The following is a 24,722-nucleotide window of genomic DNA, read 5'->3' as shown; positions in this document are numbered from 1 at the left end:
CGTTCAAAAAGGTCAAAAAGGCATTCAACTCTTAATGAATGCTATTTTTGGTTTATTTCACTTACATTTGTGAACATATTTTAGACCTGCGAGTGCATATTCTTTGTTAATATTGAATGTCCAAATTTGTACTGATGAAACGAACATGATAAAATTAACTCGCATTGATACACAAGGGAATGACCAATTTATCATGGAGTTCCATGTGCCCTTAATGAAAAATATATTTGAACACATGAAATACCACTTAACCAAGATCCTAACCATTCTCTGCGTGTGTTTTGCGTCCTATTCTTATGGTCGTACTACCAGTCTAAGTTTTCAGCACTTTCCTTATATAGACCAATTACCTTCCAATTCTATCAATCGCCTTTATAATGACAAAGAAGGTTATATGTGGTTCGGTAGTAAGGATGGATTATGTCGTTTTGATGGCTACAGCATCAAAATATTCAGGTCGAGTTCTACAAATCCTAACCGATTTACAAATAACAGTATTCAGACAATTGCAGAAGACGATAATAACCGAATATGGATTGGGACGCTGGCCGGAGTCAATATCATCGACAAAAAAAATTACCGGATTCAGCCTCTCAATAATCAATATGTGGGAAGAGATAAAGTTAATTCCATTATCAAGGATAAACAGGGATCCATGTGGGTGGGAACCGGAAACAATGGTCTCATTCGTATTTATCCCGATGGAAGCAGTATTCGATTCGGAGCAAATGTAAAAGGCCGATACCATATTGCAGGTAACAGCATTATGAAAATGTATGAAGATTCGAAAGGCAGAATCTGGGCGATGATTAATAATCAAGGAATTTCTCTCTTTCATCCTGAGAAGCTTCAATTTGAACAGTTTCCTCCTTTTCCGGGAATGGGAGATCCATTCAATATGATAGAAGATTATCCCGACCATTTTCTTATATGTACATGGGGAGAAGGAATGTATTCTATGGATTTGAAACGTTTACCGGGGAATCCTTTCAAACAAATCTCTGTAATTCAGAATGGAAAAAGAATAGCATTTCCTGATATTTCATATAGTTTGCTTCGGGATAAAAAATTCGGATACGTGTGGGTGGTTACCTTCACAGGTTTGGTTGTGATGGAGAAAAAAGACGACAATACATACAACATTGTTCATTCCGATGATCTGTTTCCTGAACCCTACTACAAATTGTTTCATGAGATTGTACAAGATAATAAGGGGAATTTGTGGCTGGGTTCTATTGGTGATGGTATTTTTACGTTGAACTTTAATAACATGTCGATACAAACCAATCCATTGACCAATATTAAAGTGGAAACAGGATCTATTCCTATTGTGATTGGACTTTGTGAAACAGCCGACGGATATATGTATACGGCGTTGAATCGTTGCGGGTTATATGTGTTGAATCCGCAGACCGGCAAAATATCTAAAGCCCGTATACCGATGATTGAAACTATCAAAAGTATCAGTACGATAAAGCATCTAAAACGTCATCATCAGATATGGATATGCGAAGAGGGGAATCCGATGATTTATATTCTGAGTGACAAGCAACAATCGTTGGCTCCGGGAACAATTAAATTGCCGGTCAAATCAACGACAATTACTAATCTTTTTGAAGATTCGTACGGAAATGTGTGGATTGGGACTGATAATGGTTTGTATTGTAAGTCGATGGTAGATAATGTGATAAAGCTGGTAAGGGCGATTCCTAATATTACAGCAATTAATGAAGATAATAAACGTAATATTTGGGTAGGAAGCGATAAGCAAGGAGTGGTGAAGTTTCAGCGAGATAGCAGAGGATCTATTGTGAAGGTAGTTTCGTTTAACATAAGTGCAGGCAATTTGCCCAATAATTCAATTCAGACCATCTGTTGTCAGCGCAATGGGAATGTGAGTCTCGGGACCCGTGTGGGGAGCATCTATTTTTATGATGAACGAAACAACTCCATGCATGATGTCAGCAAACAGTATGGTATCACCGAAGAAGCTGTTTTTGATATTTTAGAGGATAATGCCGGTGCGTTGTGGATTTCAACAATAAAAAAAATCATTCGGTTTAATCCGGCTTCGCATACTACTACATATTACACTCAAAGTGATGGCGTTATGGTGACTTCTTTTCGCCAAAATGCTGCAGTAAAACTATCTAATGGAACCATGCTGTTTGGCGGTAACAATGGATTGTGCTCATTCGCTCCGAATGCGATATCAACGACTAACCGAATGAAGCCTAAGGTGGTGATTACAGATATTCAGGTCAAGAACCAATCCATTTTTGAAGCGGAAAATGACAAACAATATGAAGCAGAAGACAATGCATTGGTTCTTAAAAATACCGATGATGATGTGAGCCTGGAATTTTCGGCACTGAACTTCACAGCAGCAGATAAAATACAATATGCCTACCGTTTGATTGGGGTAAGTAAAGACTGGATTTACATTGGAAATAATCGCCATTTTGTCAACTATGCCAATTTAGCTCCCGGTCGGTATACGTTCGAGGTAAAGGCTACCGATGAAAACGGGCAATGGGGAAATCAGATAACTTCTCTGGTAATTATTAAAAAGCCGCCTTTTTATCAGACATGGTGGGCCTATCTTTTCTATTTGATCATTGCCGGAGGTATAGTCTGGTTTTTATTTAACAGGGTACGGCTTCGGAACGAATTACGGATCTCCCGCATCGAAAAGGAAAAGTCGGAAGAATTGGCACAGACTAAATTGCGCTATTTTACAAATATATCTCACGATTTGCTGACTCCTTTGACCATTATTTCATTACTCACTGACGAGTTGCAGTCTAAATCTGCATCGGATAAAAATCAGATCGAGCTGATACGAAACAATGTGAATCGTTTACGTCGTTTGATTAAGCAAATTCTGGCTTTCAGGAAGATCGATACCGGCAATATGAAGCTGAAAGTAAAGAAGGGCGATATTGTGTCGTTTGTCCGCGAAGTGTGCTATACCAACTTTCAGCCGTTAATTAAAGAGAAGAACATTTCGTTTGCGGTGGAGGCTCCGTTCGATAATTTTATTGCCTGGTTTGATCCCGATAAACTGGATAAAGTGCTTTATAATCTGTTGTCCAATGCTTTCAAATTTACGCCTTCGGGAGGAAGCATTATTGTGAAGCTGAATTTTCCCACTCAAGAAGGATTGACCTTTTTGCAGCTTGCGGTAAGCGATACCGGAGAAGGAATACACGAAAAAGATTTACCGCATATTTTCTCTCGTTTCTATATCAGCAACTCATCCGATCAAAGTCAAAGTAACGGGATTGGCCTTTCGCTGGTGCGCGATTTGTTGCAAATTCACAAAGGCGAAATCAATGTGGTGAGTAAATTGCATGTAGGTACTACTTTTACCTTTGAAATCCCGGTGTCGGAGGATGCTTTTGATCAGGAAGAATTTGCAACGGAGGATACCGAGGTTTCGCCGCAGACTCCGGCTTATGAAGAGTCTGTCGATGTGAATGAAGTGGCTACGATGGTACAACCAGAGCACGCTTCCTACAATATTCTGGTGGTGGAAGATAACAAAGAACTCAATCAGATTATTGTCGATCATTTGTGCGACAGGTTTACAGTGCACAGTGCTACCAATGGGTTGCACGCGTTGAATATTATCAAAGAATATTCTATCGACCTGATTATTTCGGATGTAATGATGCCGGAAATGGACGGACTGACATTGTGCCGAACCCTTAAATCGGATCTTGCAACAAGCCATATCGATATTTTGCTGCTGACGGCTAAAAGCTCTGCCGACGATCAGGTGGATTATTTCAATGCCGGAGCCGATGCTTATATGCCTAAACCGTTCGATTTGAAGGTGCTGGCAGCCAGGGTCAATAATCTGGTTAATCGTAGAAGGCAGAACGTCATGGATTTTCGGAAAAATAAAGAAGTTAATATTTCTGCCATGCATTACGGTTCCTTGGATGAGGAGTTTATGAAAAAGGCCGTGTTAGTGGTTGAACAACATATGTCCGATTTTAATTTTGATTTCGACCGCTTTGCCGAAACAATGAACAGTTCCAAATCGACCCTGCACCGCAAACTGAAAGCATTGACCGACCTCTCTCCCGGCGAATTTATTCGTAACGTGAGATTGAAACATGCCTGCGAAATGCTGGTAAGTACCAACGATCCTATTTCTGAAATTGCCTATGCCTTAGGATTTAACAATCCCAAATATTTTAGTAGTTGTTTCAAGTCTGAATTTGAAATGACTCCACGTGAGTATAGAGATTCGCATCAGACTGCGTAGAGTTTGAACATATTGTATCCAATATTGAAATGATTCTGTCCTTTGTTTTCAAGGCTTCGGAATATCTTTGAGCATCAAAAATCATATAAAATACTTGTCATGAGATTCAATCTGTATTTTAAGTTTGTTCTGTCCGGTTTGTTGTCAGTTTTTATTTGTATGTCAACGTTTGCGCAAGGGCAAACGGCGAATTCCAATGTGTTTAAGGTCGAAAATCCAGATTTAAAGAAAAGTCCTTATTCGGGAATGACCCGAGAACACTGGAAAGAGGCTGCTCTATATTTGTTGAAGGGTGCTTTCAGTTATGTGAAAACGCTGGACGATCCGATGTATTTTCCCAAGCAGGAAGGTAAGAGCTATCCCCGCAATGATGGACAAATTCCGACGGCGAAGCTGGAAGGGTTGTGCCGAACCTTGTTTATGGCTGCTCCCTTGTTGAAAGAGAATCCGCAGCTGGAGATTAACGGTATCAGGGTGGCCGACTATTATCGTCATCAGATTCTTAAACTACTTGATCCTGCCAGCCCAACCTATATAAAACCCCGTTCTCTGGAAATGGGGCCTCATCAGAATTTGGTGGAATTCGGAGGTTTATCTGTCTCTTTGTTTGCCATTCCCGAAATTTTGTGGAATCCCTTGACACAACAACAAAAGGATGCGCTTGAAGCCACAATGGTGAGTTATGGAGACGGTCCTACCATTCCTCAAAACTGGAAGTTTTTCAACATTTTCATTCTGAGTTTTTTCAAGGATCAGGGTTATAAAGTAAATGAGCCTTTGCTCAACGAGTATGTCCAAAAAGCGCTTGCTCATTACGATGGCGATGGGTGGTATAACGACCGTCCGGCGTATGATTACTACAGCATGTGGGCATTTCAGATGTACGGAATGTTTTGGTCGGAATATTTTGGCAAAAAAAATTATCCGGAGTACGCAGCCAAATTTGCCGAAAATTTCAAGCCAATGAAGTCAAACTATCCCTACATGTTTGGTCGTAATGGCGATATGATTATGTGGGGGCGCAGTATTACCTATCGTTTCGGAGCGACGGCGCCGTTCCCTTTTATGGGCTTTGAAAACGATCCTTCTACAAATTATGGTTGGATGCGACGCATTGCATCGGGAGCTTTACTTCAGTTTCTTCAGAATCCTGATTTTTTGAAAGATAATGTACCGACTTTAGGGTTTTACGGGCCTTTCGATGCCGCCGTGCAGTCGTACAGCTGCCGGGGAAGCGTTTATTGGTGTGCCAAGGCTTTTCTCGGACTGCTTTTGCCCGAAAGTAATCCATACTGGAGCGCTAAAGAAAACGAAGGCCCCTGGGCGACCGGAGAACTGGCGAAAGGAACCGTGGTCAATAAATTTGAGAAAGGTCCGCATATCCTGATTACCGACTATCCCAATATCGGGGCAGCCGAATTAAGAGCGTGGTGTGATGCTAAGATTGACAAAGTTTCGGAACCATTTCGTGGAGAGGAATCCTACAATCGCTTGGCTTATAATAGCGCTTTCCCCTGGCAAGCCGACGGCAAAAATGGTGAAGTTGCCATGAATTATGTTGTAAAAACAGCTTCGACAAACCGATGGGAGCCATTCCATCTCTATAAGTTTAATCGCTATGAAAATGGGATCTATTATCGGAATGTGGAAATGGAGTTCAATAAAAATCTTGCGTTTCGGTTGGCTGATATTACACTGCCTGATGGAATTCTTCGCGTGGATGTTGTCTCAGGAACAGAAAAAGCCGATATTCGTTTGGGGCACTATTCGTTGCCACAAATTGGAGCTCCCGTAAAAGATGAGCTCCGTAAAGTTCAGGGGAAAGAGTTTCATGTTGTCAACAACGGGAAATACCAGTTGGCAATGATTCCTGTCAAAGGGTGGCAGGGCACCGAAGTGGTGAGAACGAAAGGCTTGAATCCGGTAGCAAACGAAAGTGCCGTGATAGATGCTTTTGATCATTTTGATCCGGCCAACGGCACCAAAAAAGTTTACGTCACGCTGATGCTATGGAAAAATGCGAATGAAAAGTGGACTACTCAACAATTGAATCAGGTGACGCGGGTAGAAGCAGATCCAAACTGTGAAACAATTAGAGTTTACCTGTCAAATGGCAGAGTAAAAACGGTCGTTTTTAACTAAATCAGTTCGGCTACTGCAGCATTTACAGCCTTGATCAGATCGGCAGGAGCAAGCTTTAGCTGCAATCCACGCTGCCCGGCACTGATATAAATAAACGGAAATTCGCTGGCAGATGAATGTAAATAAATAGGGTAGGGCTTTTTCATCCCGAGTGGCGAACATCCTCCCCGAATATAACCTGTAAGCGGAAGCAGTTCCTTCATGGCAACTGTTTCCGCTTTTTTGTTGCCCGAAACAGAAGCCGCCAGTTTCAGGTTTACCTCTTCGGCACCGGGCACGATACAAACGAAAACGCCGTTTCGGTCGCCCCGAAGCAAAATAGTTTTGAATACCTGTTCCACATTTTGGCCAAGTTGCGCGGCAACATGCACCGCGCTCAGGTCGCTTTCTTCAACCTTGTAAGCAACCAGTTCGTATGTAATTCCCATGCGGTCAAGGATTCGTGCCGCGTTTGTTTTTTGATGTTTCATTTTTAGAACAAAGAGTAAAGAACAAAGAGCAAAGACATGCTTAGCCCAGATTTAGCTTCGCTGATCTTCGATTCAAAATTCCGATTTTCTGCGTACTGAATACTGAATACTGCGTACTATCTCACCACCTCACATTCTCACTACCTTACGTTCTCACCACCTATTAAAAGTCCATTTTCATGCTGGCACGTATTCCAAAGTCGGAAATGTTAGGATTGTTGAGATAGGTTAGTCGTTTAACGAAATCGATCCGAAAGATACGCAAAATGTTGCCGATGCCGGCACTCACCTCTACGTAAGGTGTGCTTCCTAGTTTGTGCGTTGCTGCGCTTCCGTCGCTGTTTTCGGGAAAGCGAAATAGCTGATCGTTGTATGCCGGATTGTTGCGGGAGCCGACATCTCCGTACAATACCTTGCAGGTGATGGCTTCACGCCAGTTTAATTTCTTGAGCAGAGGTATTTTGTTCAGAAAGAATCCGTTGAAATTGTGGTCGATACTTAGTGAAGCATAACGGTCGCTGACGAATTCAAGAAAGTTTATCAGGTTGTATTTGGTGTCGTCGAACATGTAGTTTTGTGTTGCCGGGTGGATAAATAGTAAGGGATACGACACCGTACCGAATAGTTTGCCTCCTTCCAGCGCTACATCCGAATATCCCAATACGGATAATTTGAACCGTTTGAATGCCGCTAATTTGATTTTCTGGTAGTTGTAGCTGTTTCCAAAAGCTTTGTTCCCGATGCGGTATTCCAGTTCGAAAATCGGATAACTGGTCGGCATTGTGAAGCGACTCAATTGTTCCTGATAAAATTTTTCGTGCGGAGCGTACCGGAGTTTCCCGTATACTTCAGCAATGGGCAGGTATGCCTTGTCGTTTGTTTGCTGGCTGTAATCCGAATGGTTGAAATAAAGCATTCCGCGGGGAGTCTCGCGAACATATTGAAAGCCGGCAGTATATGAAAAATGACTTTTGAATTCGTGGAGATATTCGGCCTGAAAAATCCGGTTGTAGAAAAATTTGTTGTAATTGCCCCACACCAAAGCTGCAATGAAATTGTAACTCTGACTGAGCGACATCTCGTTGCCCGGTGTTTTTGCGTCGTACTGGTAGCTTAACTTCAGGTAATGTGCCGGAAAGCGAAAGATGCTTTTCGAATCCATTCCGATGGCGCCCGTAAACGAATATTTCCATGTTTTATCGTGGAATCCATAGGCTCCGTAGCCAGAAAGATAGAAATGTTCGTTGAACTGGCTGGTGGTTTTGCCTCCGAATTGTACCCGGTAACCTTCCACCGGATTATACCCTACGAAATTGTAGAGCGACCCAATGGCAAATGGTCCAACCGACTTATATCCGTACAACAACAGATACACCAAATCCATTGAACGTTTGAAGGTGGGCACCTGTTTCAGGCTGTCGATCATCGTATAGATGCCGGATTCTGACGTTGAAAGTGGTTGGGGGCGGTTTGCCGCCCAATAGCTGTCGGAGTGCAGAGAGGTACTGTCGGTCTCTACTGCTGGCTTTTTGTAAAACGCTTCATCGCGCGGAGTGTCGATCTTATAGTTGGTGTGTGTTGTTGTACGCTGCCCGTACACGCCTAGTTCAGTTTTGGGTAGCCCGAAGTCAATCCCTACATGATCCGATTCCAATAGCCATTCATTTTGTGCGTTTTTGTTGTAAGTCAGGTTGATATTGGCCTCTTTTACCCAGTTGAGATTAATGTCTCTGTTGACGCTGAAATCGGCTTGTCTGACAGCATAGCAGCTGTCGAGGGTGATATAGAGATCGCCCTGAAAAAGCATGTCGGTTTTGTTGCGCGGCGAAAAATAGAGGCGTACGCAAGAAATATTATCGAGCTTTACCGTGTCCATAATGAAATACTTATAGAACGTCGGAGCTGCATTGGCAATAGGACTCACAAACTGGTTGGTAAGAAAACTGATGTTGTTTTCATACAAGTCAATGGATTCGTAGATATTTTTCAGATATACGGAAATGCCTTCCATGCTGAAATATTTGCCATAATCCACCGTTTTTGTTGCTTTTACCACCTCTTTTTCGTGTGCGGGTGACTTGCTGAAATAGTTGTCCGACAATTTTTCCTGAATATAGAGCGGGAGCAACTTCTTTCCTTTCATAGAAGAGGTATCGGTATGATTAAAAAGGAAATGAAAACTTTTTGGCGTGTTGTCAGGACGAAATTTAGATGTATAGTTGCTCAGTCCGAATATGATCTTTTCATATTTGGTATTTTCCAGATATTGCCAGTTGCCCTGATGATTGTCCTTTTTGTGAGCAATTACTTTTTCAATCAGTTCAACTGCCGGATTTCCCTTGTTTTTATACCGTTTCTTTGCCGGTTTTATTACAATTTCCTGAAGTTGCTGAATTTTGGGTTTGAGCTTGATTACAAACGGAGTTGTTCCACCTTTTCGGTAAGTTACGGTGTCTGTTTTATAGCCGACGCATGATAACTTGATTTTTCCTGTAGAGCGGGTAATTTTGAGGGAAAACCTGCCGTTCTCGTCAGTTATGGTTCCTTCTCCAGTACGGACAGTCATCAATGTGGCAAAAGAAACTCCTTCATTGGTCTGAGCATCGACTACGCGACCTTCGAGAATAGTTGCGTCCTGTAACTTTTGGGCAGAAAGTGTGTGGTTGATTCCTGCAGAAAAGAGAATCAGAATAAAGAGACGTACAGCCGACAATCTTTTACTCATATAACCACCTATTGCTTTGTGACGGTTAAGCATCGTTAGTTTCGGGACGAAACTGATGCTTTTTGCTGTTGCAAAGATATGAAATAATTCTGTCCGTGATTTTAAAGCAAAAATAAAAATTAAAACCGATGTTATGTTTTTGTTTTGGCTTCGTCATCTATATGTTCGCTGCTTTACAAAGCAGATAAAAAGAGACACAAATCATCTAAAACTTAATCACAATGCAATTCAATCCTGTTAAAACTGTCGCAGGGGTACTATTTTTTCTGTTAATCAACAACAATGTGTTTGCAAAAGATCTGGTGTCAAGAGATTTTCCGGTTCGTTCATTCAACGAAGTGGAATTACGGGGCTTGGGAAATATTTTCATTACTCAGGGTGATCGGGAAAGTGTGAGAATTGAAACAGATACCACTACCATGAGTACGGTGGAACTCGAAAATGAAGAAAACAAATTGACGATAAGCTCAACCATTGATTTTAAACATGCAGCTAAACCACAAATGAACATTTATATCACGGTTGTCCATTTGCAGGATGTTCATTTTAAGGATGTGGGAGCTGTTACAAGTACCAACGAGTTGAAAACCGATACGCTTAACTTTTCAATGACATCTGCCGGTAAAGTGTCGATCAACTTGCAGTGTAAGCAATTGAATGTCCAGTTTGCCGGTGTTGGAAGTTTTACGGTTAAAGGTAATACTGACAGGTTGGATCTTGATGCTAAAGGCGTCGGTAATGTCCAAATGAGCGACCTGATTGCGAATGAGGCTGTTGTGAGTTTTAAGGGTGTTGGGAACGTGGATGTGTATGCAAAAGGAAAGATAACGGTTAATGCCAGTGGTATCGGTAAGGTCGTTTATCGGGGTCATCCTCGTTTTACCGATATTCATAAAGATGGTATTGGAACGGTAAAAGCGGAATAAAAATAAATATCTAAAAAACAAATTGTTATGAAGAAAATTTTGTTGGGAATGATCTGTTTGCTGATCGTCCCGTTTAGCCTTCGGGCCGCTAATGTTATTCAGGAAATATCGGTTGGTGCATTTTCTGAACTGGATGTACGCACAGTTGGTAATGTTTACCTTATTCAGGGTAATAAAGAATCGGTTCGGATTGAGTCAAACAAAGACGTGTCCGACTACATTATAGTGAAGAATAGTGGTAATAAGCTCACGGTTACAACCAAAGGCCTCCATAACTGGCATGGGAAACTGGATGTTTATATCACAGTTCGTAATCTGACAAATGCTTATTTTAAGGCAGTTGGAAATATTCAAACCAAGAATACACTGCACGGAAAAATGCTTCAGTTGACGGTCAATGCTGCCGGTAATATAAACTTTGACCTGAATTGTACACAATTAAACTCCGACTTTTCAGCGATAGGTAACGTAAATCTATCGGGCAGTGCTGCTCATGCCGAAATTCATAATTCGGCTACAGGGAACGTTCGTGCGGGCGATTTCAGAGCGGATGTGTTGGATGTTCACCTCTCCGGAGTAGGCAATGTGACTTTGTTTGCCGGTAAAGAAATTTCAATAGATGCCAGTGGTACAGGCAATATAACCTACAAAGGCAACCCTGTGGTAAAACATCTGAGTAAGCACGGTACCGGTGTGGTTAAACCTGAATAATAACTTTTCATTCCTGTTTGTAGGGTAATCTATTTTTTTTTTGCAAGCTCTGAACAACCTGTTGATAAATAATTTGTTGAAGAGTGTTGTCTGAGTGTTAGAGAGCTATGCTATAATTGCTTTTGTATTGGGCTAATCCCCATATTCCTTTTACTTTTTGTCTTGAAACAAAAAGTAAACAAAAAATTCAAGGCTATGCCCGCTTCGCTCAAAAAACCGGCGTTCATCAACGGAAATCGCCCAAACTTGTTTCCTCCTTTTGTCGGAAACTTCAAACAAGGACGATTTTTGCGTCGCTTCACTTGTTTTTTTGCTCACCGGACAAGGCCGCTCCAATCTGCATGAGCAAGATTTATAAAGATATAAACGGATTATTTTTATAATGTATAGACAACCAGGCCCGAAGGGACAAACAAAAATACCAAACTGACGGAAAGCTGTTTGAGTGAGTAGGCCAGCTACAGAAGTTTGTAAGTGAGAAAATATTTCATGGCCGAACGAACGAGTTCTTTCCGTCACTGTTTTTGCTTACTTTTTGCGCCAAAAAGTAAGGCCAGCCGCAGGCAAAGTAGAACATTAAAAATGTTCGAGAATTATTGCAATGGAAAATTTTCATATTGGCAAAGTATTAGGAATAATATGAGAATTGAAAGGATTGTTGGATTAAATTGAATTCTAAAAAAAACATAACATTCATCCAAACGCATAACCGCGAACGTCTAACTTACAAAAAACAGAACGAAGGAGTAGAAATGGATCCGCTACTCCTTCATCTTATCACAAACGAAACACACAAAAATCAGTAAAATTTTATGGCAACAAAGACTTGTTTGCAACGAATAGCTAGTTTTATGCTTATGGCGATGCTTTGCATCGGAATCGCAAAAGCAGACGGAACCGTAAAGGGTCGGATCCTTGATCAAAATCATCGTCCGGTTGAATTTGCAACCGCAGCTCTTATCAATGCAAAAACCAAACTGCCGATAAAAGGCAGTGAAAGTAACAGTACCGGCGACTTCGTTATCGATAAAGTGCACGAGGGAACTTATATTTTGTCGGTGACGATGGTGGGCTATAAGAAGTTTGAAACCGAACAGTTTGCATTTAATGGCAAAAAAGATGTTCAGAGAGATGTGGTTTTAGAAGAAAATACTCAAATGTTGAAAGAGGCTACAGTGGTAGCTAAGCGCAAGTTTATCGAACAACAGGCAGACAAAATGGTGATTAACCCTGAAGCTTCCATTACAACAGCATCGGAAAACGTGCTGGATATTTTGAAAAAGACTCCGGGCGTCACTGTTGACAACAATAATAATATTAGTTTGAAAGGCAAAGAAGGTGTGAAAGTTATGATCGACGACAAGCCGACGTATGTTTCAGCCGATCAGTTGGCTACGTTGCTGAAAGGTATGCAGGGAAAAGATATCGAACGAATCGAGGTAATTGAAAATCCGTCTTCACGATACGATGCTGAAGGAAACTCAGGCATTATCAATATCAAAACAAAGCACAACAAGCGTACTGGTTTTAACGGTAGTTTCTATACCGGTGGAGGATATAGCGGCAAGTTTGGAGAAAATGTTGGTTTAGATCTGAATATGAATTTCGGGAAACTGAATGTTTACGGGAACTATTCGTTCAACGGATGGAGTGGCTGGAATACGATGGATGCCGTCCGGAATTATGTTACAGGGCCTTATGTGGGAGCTGTTCAACAGATATATAACCGTAGCGACTATAATGGTAACGGACATAATTATAAAATCGGATCCGACTATTATGTTGCAAAAAACCAGGTAATCAGTTTTATGGTTCGTGGTTCTGATGGGCATAGTAACGGTAAAACAAACTCGGTAACGTCTTTTTTTGATAATACAATGAAGCTCGATTCTGCGCTTCATACCAAATCGGGCGAAAACGAACACTGGAGCAATATTACTTTCAATGGAAATTATAAATGGGATATTGACAGCACCGGAACTTCATTGACATTCGATGCCGATTATGCACGCTTCAAATACCATTCTTCAACCGATCAGCATGGAAATTATGTAGATGGAAACGGGAATGATATGAATATCAATTCTACTATACTGGGATATCAGCCACGCATTATCAATATTTTCACGGCAAAAACCGACTACGTACATCCTATTGGGAAAAAATTCTCGATCGAAGGTGGTTTGAAAACCAGCTTTGTAAAAACAAACAGTCAGTCAGAGTTTACGGTAGATGACCCGACAAATGTGGTGTGGAATACCGGCCTGAAACCATATGACCAGTTTATTTACACCGAAAATATCAATGCAGCTTACGTCAGCGCCAGAGGGCAATTCGGTAAAACCTCAGTACAACTAGGTTTGCGTGTGGAGAATACCAACTCGAAAGGAGATTCAAAATCGATGAATCGTGTGGATACGAAGCATTATACCGATCTGTTTCCGTCTCTGTTTATTAAACGAGACCTGAACGAAAATAATCAACTGGGATTGACTTATAGTTATCGCATTGGACGTCCAAGCTATCAGATACTAAACCCGTTCATGTGGTTGCTTGATCAATTTACCTATAATCAGGGAAATCCGTTTATTCGTCCGCAGTTTACACACTCTCTCGGACTGAATTATACCTACAAGAGTAAGTTTATTACTTCTATCGGCATGAACCGTACCAACGATTTGTTTACCGATGTGATCAAACAAAACGATATTACCAAAGTAATGTATCAGACCAAAGACAACCTGAGCAAATCGATAGACCTGAATGCTTCGCAGACTGTTCAGCTCGACGTTACCAAGTGGTGGCACTTCAATGCTTCGGCAATCGTTATGTATAAATCGGTAACATCTAACGATGCGACAGCCGATAAGTTCAAACGCTGGAGTTATAATGCCAACACAACTCAAAGCTTTACATTGCCATGCGACATCAGTATGGAGCTGGCCGGACGTTATCGCTCAAAACAACTCTGGGGTAACTTTACCATCTACGAACAATATTCTGTCGATCTTGGAGTGCAGAAGAGCCTTTTCAATAAAAAGGGAACTTTGAAGGTGTCGGTGGATGATATCTTTAATACCAATAAAGGCGGAGGTTTTGCAAAATACGGAAATGTAGATTTCAATGTTGACAACCACTGGGACAGCCGTGGGGTGAATGTGTCATTTACTTATCGTTTCGGGAAAGATTCTTTCAAAACCCGCGCCAACCGTTCTACGGCATCGAGCGAAGAACAAAGTCGTAGCGGTAAATAGCAATCAATATAGGTTAGAAGAGTTAACGGTTTGGATTAGTTCTGAATATTCAAATTCATGCATTAGATAATAGGATTTTAGTTTTACTTGTGATTAAGAAAAGCCATGGCATTGAGAAATGCTGTGGCTTTTGACTGTTTAGCAGTTAACCGGTATCAATGAATTGTAGGCGAAAAAGCTTAACTTTGAATATTCTTACAAACTTTCTGATCTGGATAAAACTTCTGAAGTTGCCTTTGAAAATTGCAATGTCACTTCGGAAGTATTCTGGTGGAATTGTTTGAAAAATTAATTTTTTATATTTGAGTCCGATAAAATGAATTTACAATGAAGAGACTATTTTATTTGGTGTTACTTGTTTTTGGTTTTGCCGGAGCGGTTGAAGCCGCATCGTCGGTGGATTTTACTGTGGCAACTTATAATTTAAGACAAGCCAATCACGAAGATTCTGTAAATGGAAATGGATGGGGGCAGCGGGTTCCTTATATTGCCAAGCTTGTGCAGTTTCATGGGTTCGATATTTTCGGAACGCAGGAAGGTTTCTATGGTCAGTTGGAGGATTTGAAGCGAATGTTGCCTAAGTACGAATACATTGGTGTGGGACGCGATGACGGGCACCAAAAAGGAGAACATTCGGCCATTTTTTATCGCACAGATAAATTCCAAATGTTGGATCACGGCGATTTCTGGTTGTCCGAAGATCAGTCTCGTCCGAATCGGGGTTGGGATGCGGCCTGCATTCGTATTTGTACATGGGGAAAATTTAAAGAGATAAGTACCGGCTTTACGTTTGTCTATTTCAATTTGCACATGGACCACATTGGTGTAGTGGCACGTGCCGAAAGCGCTAAATTAATTTTGAAGAAGATTCAGGCTATGCCTAAAGATATGCCGGTTATTTTAAGCGGCGATTTCAATGTCGACCAATTCTCTCCTTCTTATCGATTGCTGAATGGGTCGGGAATCTTACAGGATTCGTATGATAAAGCTGCGTTGGTCTATGATCAGCCGGGTACGTTCAACGAATTTGATATCAATGGCGTATCGAAAGGACGTATCGATCACATTTTTCTTACAAATCGGTTTTCGGTGTTGAAATATGGTATTCTTACGGATACCTATCGTGTTGATGTACCCGAATCGGGGACTCCTTCCGGGAATGTTTCGCAGCAACCACTTAAGGCCCGATGCCCGTCCGATCATTTTCCGGTGATGATTATGGTGCGGGCGCAATCACATTGAAATATGTTTGCTGTTGCATTTGGAAATCAAGTATTGGTGATTTGATGACCTGATTTTGAATGGCCTTGTCGTATAGTGACCGTCATTAGACCCGTTTTTATTGTGTTGAATGCCTGAATAGCATTTGCTGTAATAAAATACCTGAAATACGGGTAAAAATCACTACCTTTGCACCCCAATTGACAATAGCCCATGACTACATTTAAAGAATTGAATCTCAATACACCATTGCTCAACGCGCTTGATGATTCTGGTTATATTCATCCTACAACCATTCAGGAAAAAGCTTTTCCGGTGGCCATGTCAGGACGTGATGTGGTGGGTATTGCCCAAACCGGAACCGGAAAAACGGTTGCTTTCCTCTTGCCTTGCCTTCGTCAATGGAAATTCACCAAAGAGAAACATCCTCAGATTCTGATCCTTGTTCCAACCCGTGAGCTTGTGCTGCAAGTGGTTGAAGAAGCGAAGAAACTGGCAGCTTACATGAATATCCGCGTTGCCGGAGTGTATGGTGGAGTGAATATGTCGAAACAGGTGTTGTTGGTGAAGGATGGCGTCGATTTGCTGGTGGCAACGCCGGGTCGCTTGCTTGATTTGACGCTCAATGGAGTAATTCGCCTAAAGTCCGTGAAACGTTTGGTGATAGATGAGGTGGACGAAATTATGGATTTGGGGTTCCGTCCTCAGCTGGTGCGCATTTTCGATCTTTTGCCGGTTAAACGCCAAAACCTCCTATTTTCTGCAACGCTTACGGAAGAAGTAGAAACGCTGATGCACGATTTCTTTGATACACCCGAACGTATCGAAGCTGCACCGATGGGTACACCACTAGAAAAGATTGTTCAGAGTGCATATCAGTTACCCAATTTCAATTCAAAAATCAATATGCTGAAGCTTATGCTTTCGCATAGCAAACAATATAAACGCGTACTGGTGTTTGCCCTGACCAAAAAACTGGCAGACAATATTTATGAACGCGTTGCCGATGTATTCCCCGACGAAATCGGGGTGATTCACTCCAATAAGGCGCAGAATAACCGTTTTGAGACGGTGAGACGTTTTCAGGAGGGATCGTATCGGGTGCTGATCGCCACCGATTTGATTGCCCGCGGTCTCGATATTGCCGATGTGTCACACGTAATTAACTTCGACATGCCCGACGAACCGGAGTTGTATATTCACCGTATCGGTCGTACGGGACGTGCCGACAAGGAGGGAACTGCTGTTTCTCTGGTGTCGCCTGTCGAGGAGGAACGTCAGTTGGCAGTGGAAGAGCTGATGCAGTATCAGATTCCAATGCACGAACTGCCCGAAGAGCTCGAACTGTCGGATGTGCTGACTCCCGACGAACTCGAAAAGAAGATAACTAAAAATATTCGTTTGAAACTCACCAATCCGTTGAAGGGTGGAGGTGCTTTCCACGAAAAGATAGATAAAAACAAAAAGGTAAATCAGAAGGTGCGTCATGCCGAACTGATGCGAATTAAATACGGCAAGCCTAAGAAACGCAAGCCGAAAAAGTGATACTATGTGTCAATTCGATAATATGCCAAACAGCGTTCAGCGAAGCTAATGTGCCAATGAATCAGTAGGTATTTCCTGAGTTTATGATTTTTCTTTTCAGAAGAGATTTGAATACAGGATTGTCGAAGTCATACAGGCAGATTGTTCCCTCTCCTTGGGAGAGGGTTGGGGAGAGGTCAGAATCTCCGAATTGACAGAAAAATTACATTGTTTGTGCTGTCTTTCACAAACTAACTTCAGAAATATTGCTAATAAGTATAAGCCGTTGGTGGAGTGACAATCTCTCAAAGATACATTTCCATCCCGGCACATTTTCAAATTGAATCAATGATTACAGTTTCCAATCTCGCCGTACAATTCGGCAAGCGGGTTTTGTTTCAGGATGTGAACCTGAAATTCTCTGCCGGCAATTGCTACGGTATTATCGGTGCAAACGGTGCCGGTAAATCTACATTTTTACGTGCTATCAGCGGCGATTTACAGGCTACCAAGGGTAACATTATGATGCAGCCGGGCGAACGTCTTTCGGTGTTGAAGCAGGATCACCACGAGTTTGACGACTTGACTACACTCGATACGGTTATTCAGGGCCACAGTACGTTGTATGCGATTATGACCGAAAAAGACGCTTTGTATGCCAAAGCTGACTTCTCTGATGCTGATGGTATTCGCGCTTCTGAGCTCGAAGAAAAATTTGCCGAACTCGAAGGCTGGAATGCAGAGAGTGATGCGGCTGCTTTGTTGAGTGGCTTGGGCATTAAAGAGGAGTTTCACGGCATGAAGATGGGTGACCTGAGCGGTAAACAAAAAGTGCGTGTGTTGCTTGCCCGTGCGCTGTTCGGAAATCCAGACAACCTGTTGCTCGATGAGCCTACCAACGACCTTGACCTTGACACAGTGATGTGGCTCGAAGATTATTTGGCCAATTATAACAACACGGTGCTTGTTGTGTCGCACGACCGCCACTTCCTCGATGCCGTTTGTACACACGTTGTCGATATCGACTTCGGAAAAATTGAAATCTACACCGGTAACTATAGCTTCTGGTACGAATCAAGCCAGTTGGCTTCGCGTCAGCAGGCGCAGCAGAACAAAAAAGCGGAAGAGAAGCGGGCCGAGTTGCTCGAGTTTATTGCTCGCTTTAGTGCAAACGCTTCCAAATCGAAACAGGCTACCAGTCGTAAGAAGATGCTGGAAAAAATTAACGTGGAGGAGATCAAACCTTCTTCGCGTCGTTATCCGGGTATCATCTTTACCCCTGAACGCGAACCCGGAAACGTGATTCTCGAAGTATCGGGCCTCTCTAAAGCTGTTGAAGGCGATGTGCTGTTCGATGATGTGAATTTCATGATCGAGAAGAACGATAAGGTAGCATTTATTTCACGCGACCCGCGTGCGATGACGGCCTTGTTTGAGATTTTGGACGGAAAGATGAAGGCTGATAAAGGGCACTTCAACTGGGGTGTGACTATCACGCCGGCTTACTTGCCGATGGATAATACCGAGTTCTTTAATACCGACCTGAACCTGATGGATTGGCTTGCCGGATATTCAAACGATACGCACGAAGTTTATCTGAAAGGTTATCTGGGTAAAATGTTGTTCTCTGGCGAAGAGACGTTGAAGAAAGCATCGGTTCTTTCCGGAGGTGAAAAAATGCGCTGCATGATTGCTAAGATGATGTTGAAGAATGCCAACTGTCTGGTGCTCGATTCGCCTACCAATCACCTTGATATGGAGTCGATTCAGGCGTTCAACAACTGCTTGCAGAATTTCAAAGGCAATGTATTGCTTTCGTCGCATGACCACCAGTTCGTGCAAACCGTTTGTAACCGCATTATCGAACTTACTCCTTTCGGAATTATTGATAAACAGATGGAATACGACGAATACATTACCCGCGAAGATATTAAAGAGCTGCGCGAAAAGAAATACGCCGGAAGGTTCTGATAAAACAATAAAAAATCGCCTGCATCAAACTCTTCTCCGGAGTAAGGTGCAGGCGATTTTTATTTTAAACGGTTTGGTAAATTCTGTGTTGTCCTGACGGTAATTAACTCGATTTTGGCGCTTACTGCTTCAATTCCAGAATAGTAGCCCTCGGATAAAATCCCAGTTTTTCGTAAAATCCCATCACCGATTCATGCCCGTAACTCACGATCAGGCGGATGGGCGAACAATTCTGACTTTGCAGCCAGGCCAGACTTTCGCGAACCAGCGTATCTCCCACACCTTTGTTTTGCCAGGCTTCGTCTACGCAGAGAGAATCTATCTCTCCTTTGCCGTCTTCGGTGGATGTGGCGACACAATAGCCTACTATTTCATCATTTACTTCTCCAACCAGAATCCATACTCTCTCGTCGGGTAGCGATGTCCATGCTATAATTCGCTTTTCGAACGTAAACGATGAGTAATGATCCTTGAAATGGACTGAGTCGCGGAGGTGAATCTCGTTGAGCTTCTCCCAAAGCGGTTTGATGCGATACAATTCGTTTCGGGGTAAAATCAGATAGTTCGGAAGTTTAATCATAATTTGTAAATTAAACCCAAATTAATCATAGAAAAATTTATGTTGATTAATCGACGATTTTTGCAGATTACCTGCAAAAATGTCGGGGTTAACCCTGACAAAAATATTATTTTTCGTCAGCCCTTCGGGCAAATTCCGCTATTGCGGAATTTGGGTTAAATATCCTGCAGCCTGAGTCAGGAATACAAGAAACAGTGCCAGACTTATGCCCTGAGCTACAGTTCTGAAAAATGCTTTCCGGGTTTCAAATTCATTATACAACCTGGGTAATATCCAGTACACATACGGTAAATAAAGTACTACCGCTGTGACTACTGCCGGGAAATAGCCTCCGAAATATATGGCTCCAAGAATATGCGGAATGAATGCATTAAACAGAAATGCAGTAACCAAAGTGGTCAATAAAAACTTTTTTGGTCCTGCCTTTGTTTGAACCGTTGTCCATATAATTGCTATCCATGCAAATAGTGTGATTAACACAATGGCGGTTATCATCTCTTTGGCAGACGGAGTATGATTGAGTATTCCTTCCGGATAACGGAATTGCCGGAATCCGAATGCCTCTTCTGTGTTGTGCAGGGTAAAAATAAGACCAGCAATAAACAGTTGCTTATTATAGTGTAAAGTTGACATAGCCGCTACATACAGTGTTGTTACAAATGTATGTAATTTTTGAGTTTATAGATACCGGTGTCTATTTATTTTCCAGAATTTGGTCGGTCAGTTTTACTGCTGTTTGAATATAGTTGAGGCAATGTGTATTGAAAAGATCAAGCTCTTTAATTTTTGCCATTTCACTTTCGTTGTTCATATCCAGATCATTCAATAGCTTCTTGCAGTTTGTGCAACCGTGTATGCTCGAAAATTCCGTCATCAGTTTTTGAGCAAGTGCGTAAGCTTGCTGTTTGTCCTCCTCCTTTCCGTTAATTCCTTTTCCGTATTTCAGGCCGATGGCCATCAATGCGCCCGTAACAGCGCCGCATGTTTCCTGAGTTTTGGCAATGCCCGACCCGAAAGGAGAGGCGAGTTTTAGTAAACTGTCCCGTTCCAGTCCGAAATTGATGGAAAAGGTAGATAATACTGATTGGGCGCAGTTGTAACCGCTTTGAAACGTAGCGATAGCTAATTGTTGTTTTTTTTCTGTAGTGTTCATAATGTGATTTATATAAACGATTCGAAACCGGGAGCATACTTTGATGGAGTGAATTCTAAGATGTTGTATTTCGCAACTTTGAAAATGTAAAACGGATCTTCGGCAATGATCTGTTCTGCCTCCTCTTTATCAGTTGCGTTGCACAGGATGATGCCTCCCGTGCGCGGAACCTGTGCCCCTGAACATATAAACTTGTTGCGAAGGTAATATTTGTCAAGAAACTGTCGATGTGCGGGTATCAGTTCGTCTATCTTTTCGATAGGAGCTACATATTTCAGAATCAGTACAAACATAGTATGTGTGGTGTTAAAGTGAGTAATCAAAGATGGCCAGTTTGAACCTGATAATGCAAAGATAGAATTTATTACTTTACTCTGCGCAGCCTGTTGGTTGATTTTCAGTATAAACTATGTGTTGATTCGACTGATTTAACATAGTTATTGGTTAAAAATGATAAAATTAAATAGTTTTATTTTGTGTTATAAAAAAATAGTTTCAAATTTGATACCCTAAATTTACACAGGAAAAGACTCTCTTTTGTCCGTTCTTGGTCTATGCACCGATTTCCTGTTGCGCCTACCTAACCAACTTCTAGTAAAATAATCATTACTTTTCGAGATTCGTAGAGTATAGATTGTTGTGCAATGCGATTAAGCCTGAAGCGAACACGACTTTGGGATTTTTTGTTTCATGGCAATTTTTTGAAGATTCTTAAACCTAAAATTAAAATATTATGGGATTATTTTCTGCATTAATCGGTAATGCCGGAGCTGTCAGTCAGGAAGATCTGAAGAAAGAGTATGGAAGACTTCTTGTTGAAGGAGAGGAAATAGAATTGGGTTTCAAATTGATTCGGGATCTTTTTATATTTACTACCAAACGACTTATTCTCATTGATAAGCAAGGAATTACAGGTAGTAAAACTGAATATAAATCAATTGTATATAAGAGCATATCACGATTCAGTATCGAGACGGCAGGAACATTTGACTTGGATGCAGAATTGAAGATATGGATTTCGAGCGAACAGCTACCAAGTATCACCAAACAATTCAACAAATCTGTCAATGTTTATGATGTGCATAAGGTTCTAGCATCACATGTGCTGAAATAGATCAGAAAGGTAGAAGATTTCTATGAATACGTCTCAGTATCTGCCAAGTCGCGGATGTAAATAAACAAAACATATATGATATACGAAGAATGGTTGATTGTAAAAGAGTTTGAAGAACCAATAGCCGGGTTTCCGTTTACTATTAAGGCCCGTGTTCTTCAGCTGAAATCGCGAAATCCGAATAAAATCTATTATGGTTCGGTAAGCCATTTCTGTAAACAGAATGAGCAGTCTGCTATATCCCTCAGGCCACAGGCGGAAGGGAAAAATGTAGCTGCAATAGAAAGAGAATTGAGTAACTATATCAAAAGTTTTACTTCTATCGGAGTAGAAGAAAATGACGATTTTGATCGTTTGCAATATTAAAAACAGGAGGAACTGAAAGATGAGAAAGACTGAAGTGATAAAATGGTGTAAAACCTTGTTGATGATTATCGTGCCGGTAATTATGTTGTCATCATGCAATAAAGACGATGAAGTAAAGGCAGATTACATGGGTACCTGGAGCGCACTGGCTACTGTATCCGAAAGCGGTAATTCGATTCAGTGTAAAGATAAAATCACTTTTACTCAAAGTGGCTTTAGCGACCTGCTTCAACTGTGTGATCCGTCAACAGGAAGATTTATTGATTATATGAAACTGAACGGAACAATGGCGGTGAGCGGCAATACTATGAATCTTAAAACGACAGAGATTGGCGTTTCAACTTTTGATCTCAGAGGTTATCCAACTGGCTCCATTATCATGTATAAAGAGGGGAGTGACATATTTACTTCCTTGTTTTCCCAGACCGGACAGTCACAGGCCTTTAAATCGGTGTATGAAATTTCGGGATCTAAAATGACCCTAAAAACCGATAATAACAATGATGGCGATTATACAGATGCCGGAGAAACGACCGTGTATACAAAGGAATAATCGAAGTGTCGTTTACTTCTTGTATAAAGAGGTGAGGTGATTTGTATTGAATAATCTTACAGATAATTGTTTTTAACCCTGTTGTCAGTTTACAAGTGAATTTGCTTGTAAACTGACATTTTTTTATCCCTGTGTGATTCGTAAAAGTCAAGAAGACTTCATCGAATAGATTGTTCCGAAGTTGATTAATGCTTTTTTATTCAGACCTCTCCTCTCACGACGACTTCGTGTCGGAGTCTGACATTTATCGTCTGACCTAACCTCCTCTCCAAAGGCGAGGAGGAACACGACAGTAAAATTGTGAGATAATGCTCATTAAAGCAGGCACAAAGCCCCTCTCTTTGGGAGAGGGGTTGGGGAGAGGTCATATGCTGAAATTTATGGATATTAATCGGTATAATGTTTATTTTGCCTGTTTTATAATAAGTCGTCTTGGCTTTCTTTGCAAGGTCGGTGATTTGCTAAAACAAACAAGGTGTAAGCTGTTTTGATGCTTCAACCCCTGCCGTTCATACGGAACTTTTAGTTTGATTTGTTGACTATTTTCTATAAACCTGTCATACCTATGGCATTTTAAGTCCCATCGGGACGATAGGTTTATAGCAGGACATGTTTCAGGGGTAGCATAGAGTGCCGTAGGTACGACACTTTATGCCTGTTTTACACAATATAGAGTAGATAACGAAAAGTCAAGATGATTTCTAATAGACCTTCTACAGAATTGGTATAACTCCGCTCTACAGACGGAGCTAATTGAAACTGTGAGGTCGCTATGCGGATAATCTTGTAAACAATGCATCGGTTTATGTTGATAAATATAATGTTAAATATAAATAAACATATAATTATGAGCTTTGGATTTTAATTAATTATTTTGACCTTTGAATGGTGAAAACAATAGTGATAAAAAACAGTATTTGTGTATATATTGATAATTAATAGACATTAGCATGTGATTGTTTTATTCGTAGAGCTTCGGATGTGTTATTAAAAGGAGTCTGAATTGTATACTAAAATTATTATCCGTTTTCTAAAATAAAATTTTATGAATCGTAAATTAACAAATAAAATAGATTGCCGATTCAATAAAATTGCAAAACAATACTGTTTGTTGAAGAAACAAAACCATTTATTGAGCGATCAAGATCATTTAATTTGAAAACAGAGCCATTTGTTGGACGATCGAAGTCATTTAATTTGAAATCAGAACCGTTTAATTTGAAATCAAAGTCATTTATTTAAAGAACAAACCAATTTGTTGGAAGAAAAAATGATTTATTGGTTTCGCATTCTCTTAAAGTTGTACAAAAAACGAATAAATTGAAAAATAATTTAGTGTTATATGGAAAAGAAAATTGTTGAATACAATTATGTTACAGGGCATTTATCGAATGTGTTATCACATTTAAAAATGAGTGTTGGTCTTTTACTTTCATATAATAAAGAAGTGAAAGTTGGTATTACAGGAAGAGATCCCCAAGATAGATTTGATGAACATCTAAAAAATTATGATTGGGATCGAATGGTTGTTAAATATGTTACATCATCTGATAAAAATGCTAATGCGCTTGAAGATTATTTGATAGAACATTATCCTCAGTTGGTAAATAAATGGATTGGTACAAGTAATTTAAGTCAAGATGGATATAATTATTTGTATATCTTATTGAAAAAAGAATAGCTTCTTATTACAAGAAATGATTGAGAAAACCGCGAACACTGATTTTTGAAATACA

18 protein-coding genes are annotated in these 24,722 nt (G+C 40.9%); 12 read left to right on the top strand and 6 right to left on the bottom strand.

The window, feature by feature from the left end:
- The first annotated feature begins 235 nt into the window (after positions 1-235).
- Together F8N35_RS05810 and F8N35_RS05805 are read left to right on the top strand one after the other, a co-directional pair.
- Positions 236-4,276: a hybrid sensor histidine kinase/response regulator transcription factor gene (locus F8N35_RS05810; RefSeq protein WP_293050395.1), complete on the top strand. Its 4,041-nt coding sequence runs from the start codon at positions 236-238 to the stop codon at positions 4,274-4,276.
- 159 nt (positions 4,277-4,435) lie between these two features.
- Positions 4,436-6,418: a DUF2264 domain-containing protein gene (locus F8N35_RS05805; protein ID WP_293050394.1), complete on the top strand. Its 1,983-nt coding sequence runs from the start codon at positions 4,436-4,438 to the stop codon at positions 6,416-6,418.
- On the opposite strand, the gene ybaK is transcribed toward F8N35_RS05805, so the two are convergent.
- A complete protein-coding gene (gene ybaK / locus F8N35_RS05800; RefSeq protein WP_293050393.1) occupies positions 6,415-6,888 on the bottom strand; it encodes a Cys-tRNA(Pro) deacylase in 474 nt (157 codons plus the stop codon). The genes F8N35_RS05805 and ybaK overlap by 4 nt on opposite strands.
- A 163-nt stretch (positions 6,889-7,051) precedes the next feature.
- Positions 7,052-9,613, bottom strand: a complete 2,562-nt coding sequence (locus tag F8N35_RS05795) for a DUF5686 and carboxypeptidase-like regulatory domain-containing protein (protein ID WP_293050392.1) — start codon at positions 9,611-9,613, stop codon at positions 7,052-7,054.
- A gap of 221 nt (positions 9,614-9,834) precedes the next feature.
- Between F8N35_RS05795 and F8N35_RS05790 the strand changes: the two genes are divergently transcribed.
- The 6 genes from F8N35_RS05790 to F8N35_RS05765 all read left to right on the top strand — a co-directional run bounded on the left by F8N35_RS05790 (position 9,835) and on the right by F8N35_RS05765 (position 19,220).
- On the top strand, positions 9,835-10,539 hold the full coding sequence (locus F8N35_RS05790; RefSeq protein WP_293050391.1) for a head GIN domain-containing protein: 705 nt from the start codon (positions 9,835-9,837) through the stop codon (positions 10,537-10,539).
- 27 nt (positions 10,540-10,566) lie between these two features.
- Positions 10,567-11,250, top strand: a complete 684-nt coding sequence (locus F8N35_RS05785; protein WP_293050390.1) for a head GIN domain-containing protein — start codon at positions 10,567-10,569, stop codon at positions 11,248-11,250.
- 812 nt (positions 11,251-12,062) lie between these two features.
- Entirely contained in the window at positions 12,063-14,504 is a 2,442-nt protein-coding gene (locus F8N35_RS05780) for a TonB dependent receptor (protein WP_293050389.1), read from the top strand.
- A 327-nt stretch (positions 14,505-14,831) separates the two neighbouring features.
- A complete protein-coding gene (locus F8N35_RS05775) occupies positions 14,832-15,746 on the top strand; it encodes an endonuclease/exonuclease/phosphatase family protein (RefSeq protein WP_293050388.1) in 915 nt (304 codons plus the stop codon).
- Between the two features lie 192 nt (positions 15,747-15,938).
- Complete coding sequence (locus tag F8N35_RS05770; RefSeq protein WP_293050387.1) at positions 15,939-17,270, top strand: DEAD/DEAH box helicase; 1,332 nt, start codon at positions 15,939-15,941, stop codon at positions 17,268-17,270.
- A gap of 327 nt (positions 17,271-17,597) precedes the next feature.
- Positions 17,598-19,220, top strand: coding sequence for an ATP-binding cassette domain-containing protein (locus tag F8N35_RS05765; protein WP_293050386.1), 1,623 nt, complete (start codon positions 17,598-17,600; stop codon positions 19,218-19,220).
- Between the two features lie 121 nt (positions 19,221-19,341).
- Here F8N35_RS05765 and F8N35_RS05760 read toward each other — a convergent pair whose 3' ends face one another.
- The 4 genes from F8N35_RS05760 to F8N35_RS05745 all read right to left on the bottom strand — a co-directional run bounded on the left by F8N35_RS05760 (position 19,342) and on the right by F8N35_RS05745 (position 21,246).
- Positions 19,342-19,800: a GNAT family N-acetyltransferase gene (locus F8N35_RS05760; RefSeq protein ID WP_293050385.1), complete on the bottom strand. Its 459-nt coding sequence runs from the start codon at positions 19,798-19,800 to the stop codon at positions 19,342-19,344.
- A 138-nt stretch (positions 19,801-19,938) separates the two neighbouring features.
- A complete protein-coding gene (locus tag F8N35_RS05755; protein ID WP_293050384.1) occupies positions 19,939-20,433 on the bottom strand; it encodes an HXXEE domain-containing protein in 495 nt (164 codons plus the stop codon).
- A 61-nt stretch (positions 20,434-20,494) separates the two neighbouring features.
- The gene (locus F8N35_RS05750) at positions 20,495-20,953 is read right to left on the bottom strand and encodes a C-GCAxxG-C-C family protein (protein ID WP_293050383.1); all 459 of its coding nucleotides are present in this window, start codon (positions 20,951-20,953) and stop codon (positions 20,495-20,497) included.
- An 8-nt stretch (positions 20,954-20,961) separates the two neighbouring features.
- Positions 20,962-21,246, bottom strand: a complete 285-nt coding sequence (locus tag F8N35_RS05745) for a YciI family protein (protein WP_293050382.1) — start codon at positions 21,244-21,246, stop codon at positions 20,962-20,964.
- Between the two features lie 440 nt (positions 21,247-21,686).
- On the opposite strand from F8N35_RS05745, the gene F8N35_RS05740 reads away from it, so the two are divergent.
- From F8N35_RS05740 to F8N35_RS05725, 4 genes are all read left to right on the top strand, one after another.
- Entirely contained in the window at positions 21,687-22,067 is a 381-nt protein-coding gene (locus F8N35_RS05740; protein WP_293050381.1) for a PH domain-containing protein, read from the top strand.
- 75 nt (positions 22,068-22,142) lie between these two features.
- Positions 22,143-22,433, top strand: a complete 291-nt coding sequence (locus tag F8N35_RS05735; RefSeq protein WP_293050380.1) for a hypothetical protein — start codon at positions 22,143-22,145, stop codon at positions 22,431-22,433.
- 19 nt (positions 22,434-22,452) lie between these two features.
- Positions 22,453-22,986 (top strand): hypothetical protein, encoded by a 534-nt coding sequence (locus tag F8N35_RS05730; RefSeq protein WP_293050379.1) that lies wholly within the window; start codon positions 22,453-22,455, stop codon positions 22,984-22,986.
- A 1,342-nt stretch (positions 22,987-24,328) separates the two neighbouring features.
- Positions 24,329-24,667 carry a hypothetical protein gene (locus F8N35_RS05725; protein WP_293050378.1) on the top strand — a complete coding sequence of 113 codons (339 nt, stop codon included), beginning with the start codon at positions 24,329-24,331 and terminating at the stop codon, positions 24,665-24,667.
- The last annotated feature ends 55 nt before the right edge of the window (positions 24,668-24,722 follow it).

Source organism: Paludibacter sp. (genome assembly GCF_009712605.1).
In the GTDB taxonomy this organism is placed as follows: Bacteria; Bacteroidota; Bacteroidia; order Bacteroidales; family Paludibacteraceae; genus Microbacter.
Note: the sequence above shows the minus strand (reverse complement) of the source record. Positions and strands in the feature narration are given on the sequence as shown.

What these genes read in the sequence shown, in the direction of transcription:
- F8N35_RS05810 (WP_293050395.1), top strand. Translation starts at nt 236, where the DNA reads ATGAAATACCACTTAACCAAGATCCTAACCATTCTCTGCGTGTGTTTT.
- F8N35_RS05805 (WP_293050394.1), top strand. Translation starts at nt 4,436, where the DNA reads ATGTCAACGTTTGCGCAAGGGCAAACGGCGAATTCCAATGTGTTTAAG.
- ybaK (WP_293050393.1), bottom strand. Translation starts at nt 6,888, where the DNA reads ATGAAACATCAAAAAACAAACGCGGCACGAATCCTTGACCGCATGGGA.
- F8N35_RS05795 (WP_293050392.1), bottom strand. Translation starts at nt 9,613, where the DNA reads ATGAGTAAAAGATTGTCGGCTGTACGTCTCTTTATTCTGATTCTCTTT.
- F8N35_RS05790 (WP_293050391.1), top strand. Translation starts at nt 9,835, where the DNA reads ATGCAATTCAATCCTGTTAAAACTGTCGCAGGGGTACTATTTTTTCTG.
- F8N35_RS05785 (WP_293050390.1), top strand. Translation starts at nt 10,567, where the DNA reads ATGAAGAAAATTTTGTTGGGAATGATCTGTTTGCTGATCGTCCCGTTT.
- F8N35_RS05780 (WP_293050389.1), top strand. Translation starts at nt 12,063, where the DNA reads ATGGCAACAAAGACTTGTTTGCAACGAATAGCTAGTTTTATGCTTATG.
- F8N35_RS05775 (WP_293050388.1), top strand. Translation starts at nt 14,832, where the DNA reads ATGAAGAGACTATTTTATTTGGTGTTACTTGTTTTTGGTTTTGCCGGA.
- F8N35_RS05770 (WP_293050387.1), top strand. Translation starts at nt 15,939, where the DNA reads ATGACTACATTTAAAGAATTGAATCTCAATACACCATTGCTCAACGCG.
- F8N35_RS05765 (WP_293050386.1), top strand. Translation starts at nt 17,598, where the DNA reads ATGATTACAGTTTCCAATCTCGCCGTACAATTCGGCAAGCGGGTTTTG.
- F8N35_RS05760 (WP_293050385.1), bottom strand. Translation starts at nt 19,800, where the DNA reads ATGATTAAACTTCCGAACTATCTGATTTTACCCCGAAACGAATTGTAT.
- F8N35_RS05755 (WP_293050384.1), bottom strand. Translation starts at nt 20,433, where the DNA reads ATGTCAACTTTACACTATAATAAGCAACTGTTTATTGCTGGTCTTATT.
- F8N35_RS05750 (WP_293050383.1), bottom strand. Translation starts at nt 20,953, where the DNA reads ATGAACACTACAGAAAAAAAACAACAATTAGCTATCGCTACGTTTCAA.
- F8N35_RS05745 (WP_293050382.1), bottom strand. Translation starts at nt 21,246, where the DNA reads ATGTTTGTACTGATTCTGAAATATGTAGCTCCTATCGAAAAGATAGAC.
- F8N35_RS05740 (WP_293050381.1), top strand. Translation starts at nt 21,687, where the DNA reads ATGGGATTATTTTCTGCATTAATCGGTAATGCCGGAGCTGTCAGTCAG.
- F8N35_RS05735 (WP_293050380.1), top strand. Translation starts at nt 22,143, where the DNA reads ATGATATACGAAGAATGGTTGATTGTAAAAGAGTTTGAAGAACCAATA.
- F8N35_RS05730 (WP_293050379.1), top strand. Translation starts at nt 22,453, where the DNA reads ATGAGAAAGACTGAAGTGATAAAATGGTGTAAAACCTTGTTGATGATT.
- F8N35_RS05725 (WP_293050378.1), top strand. Translation starts at nt 24,329, where the DNA reads ATGGAAAAGAAAATTGTTGAATACAATTATGTTACAGGGCATTTATCG.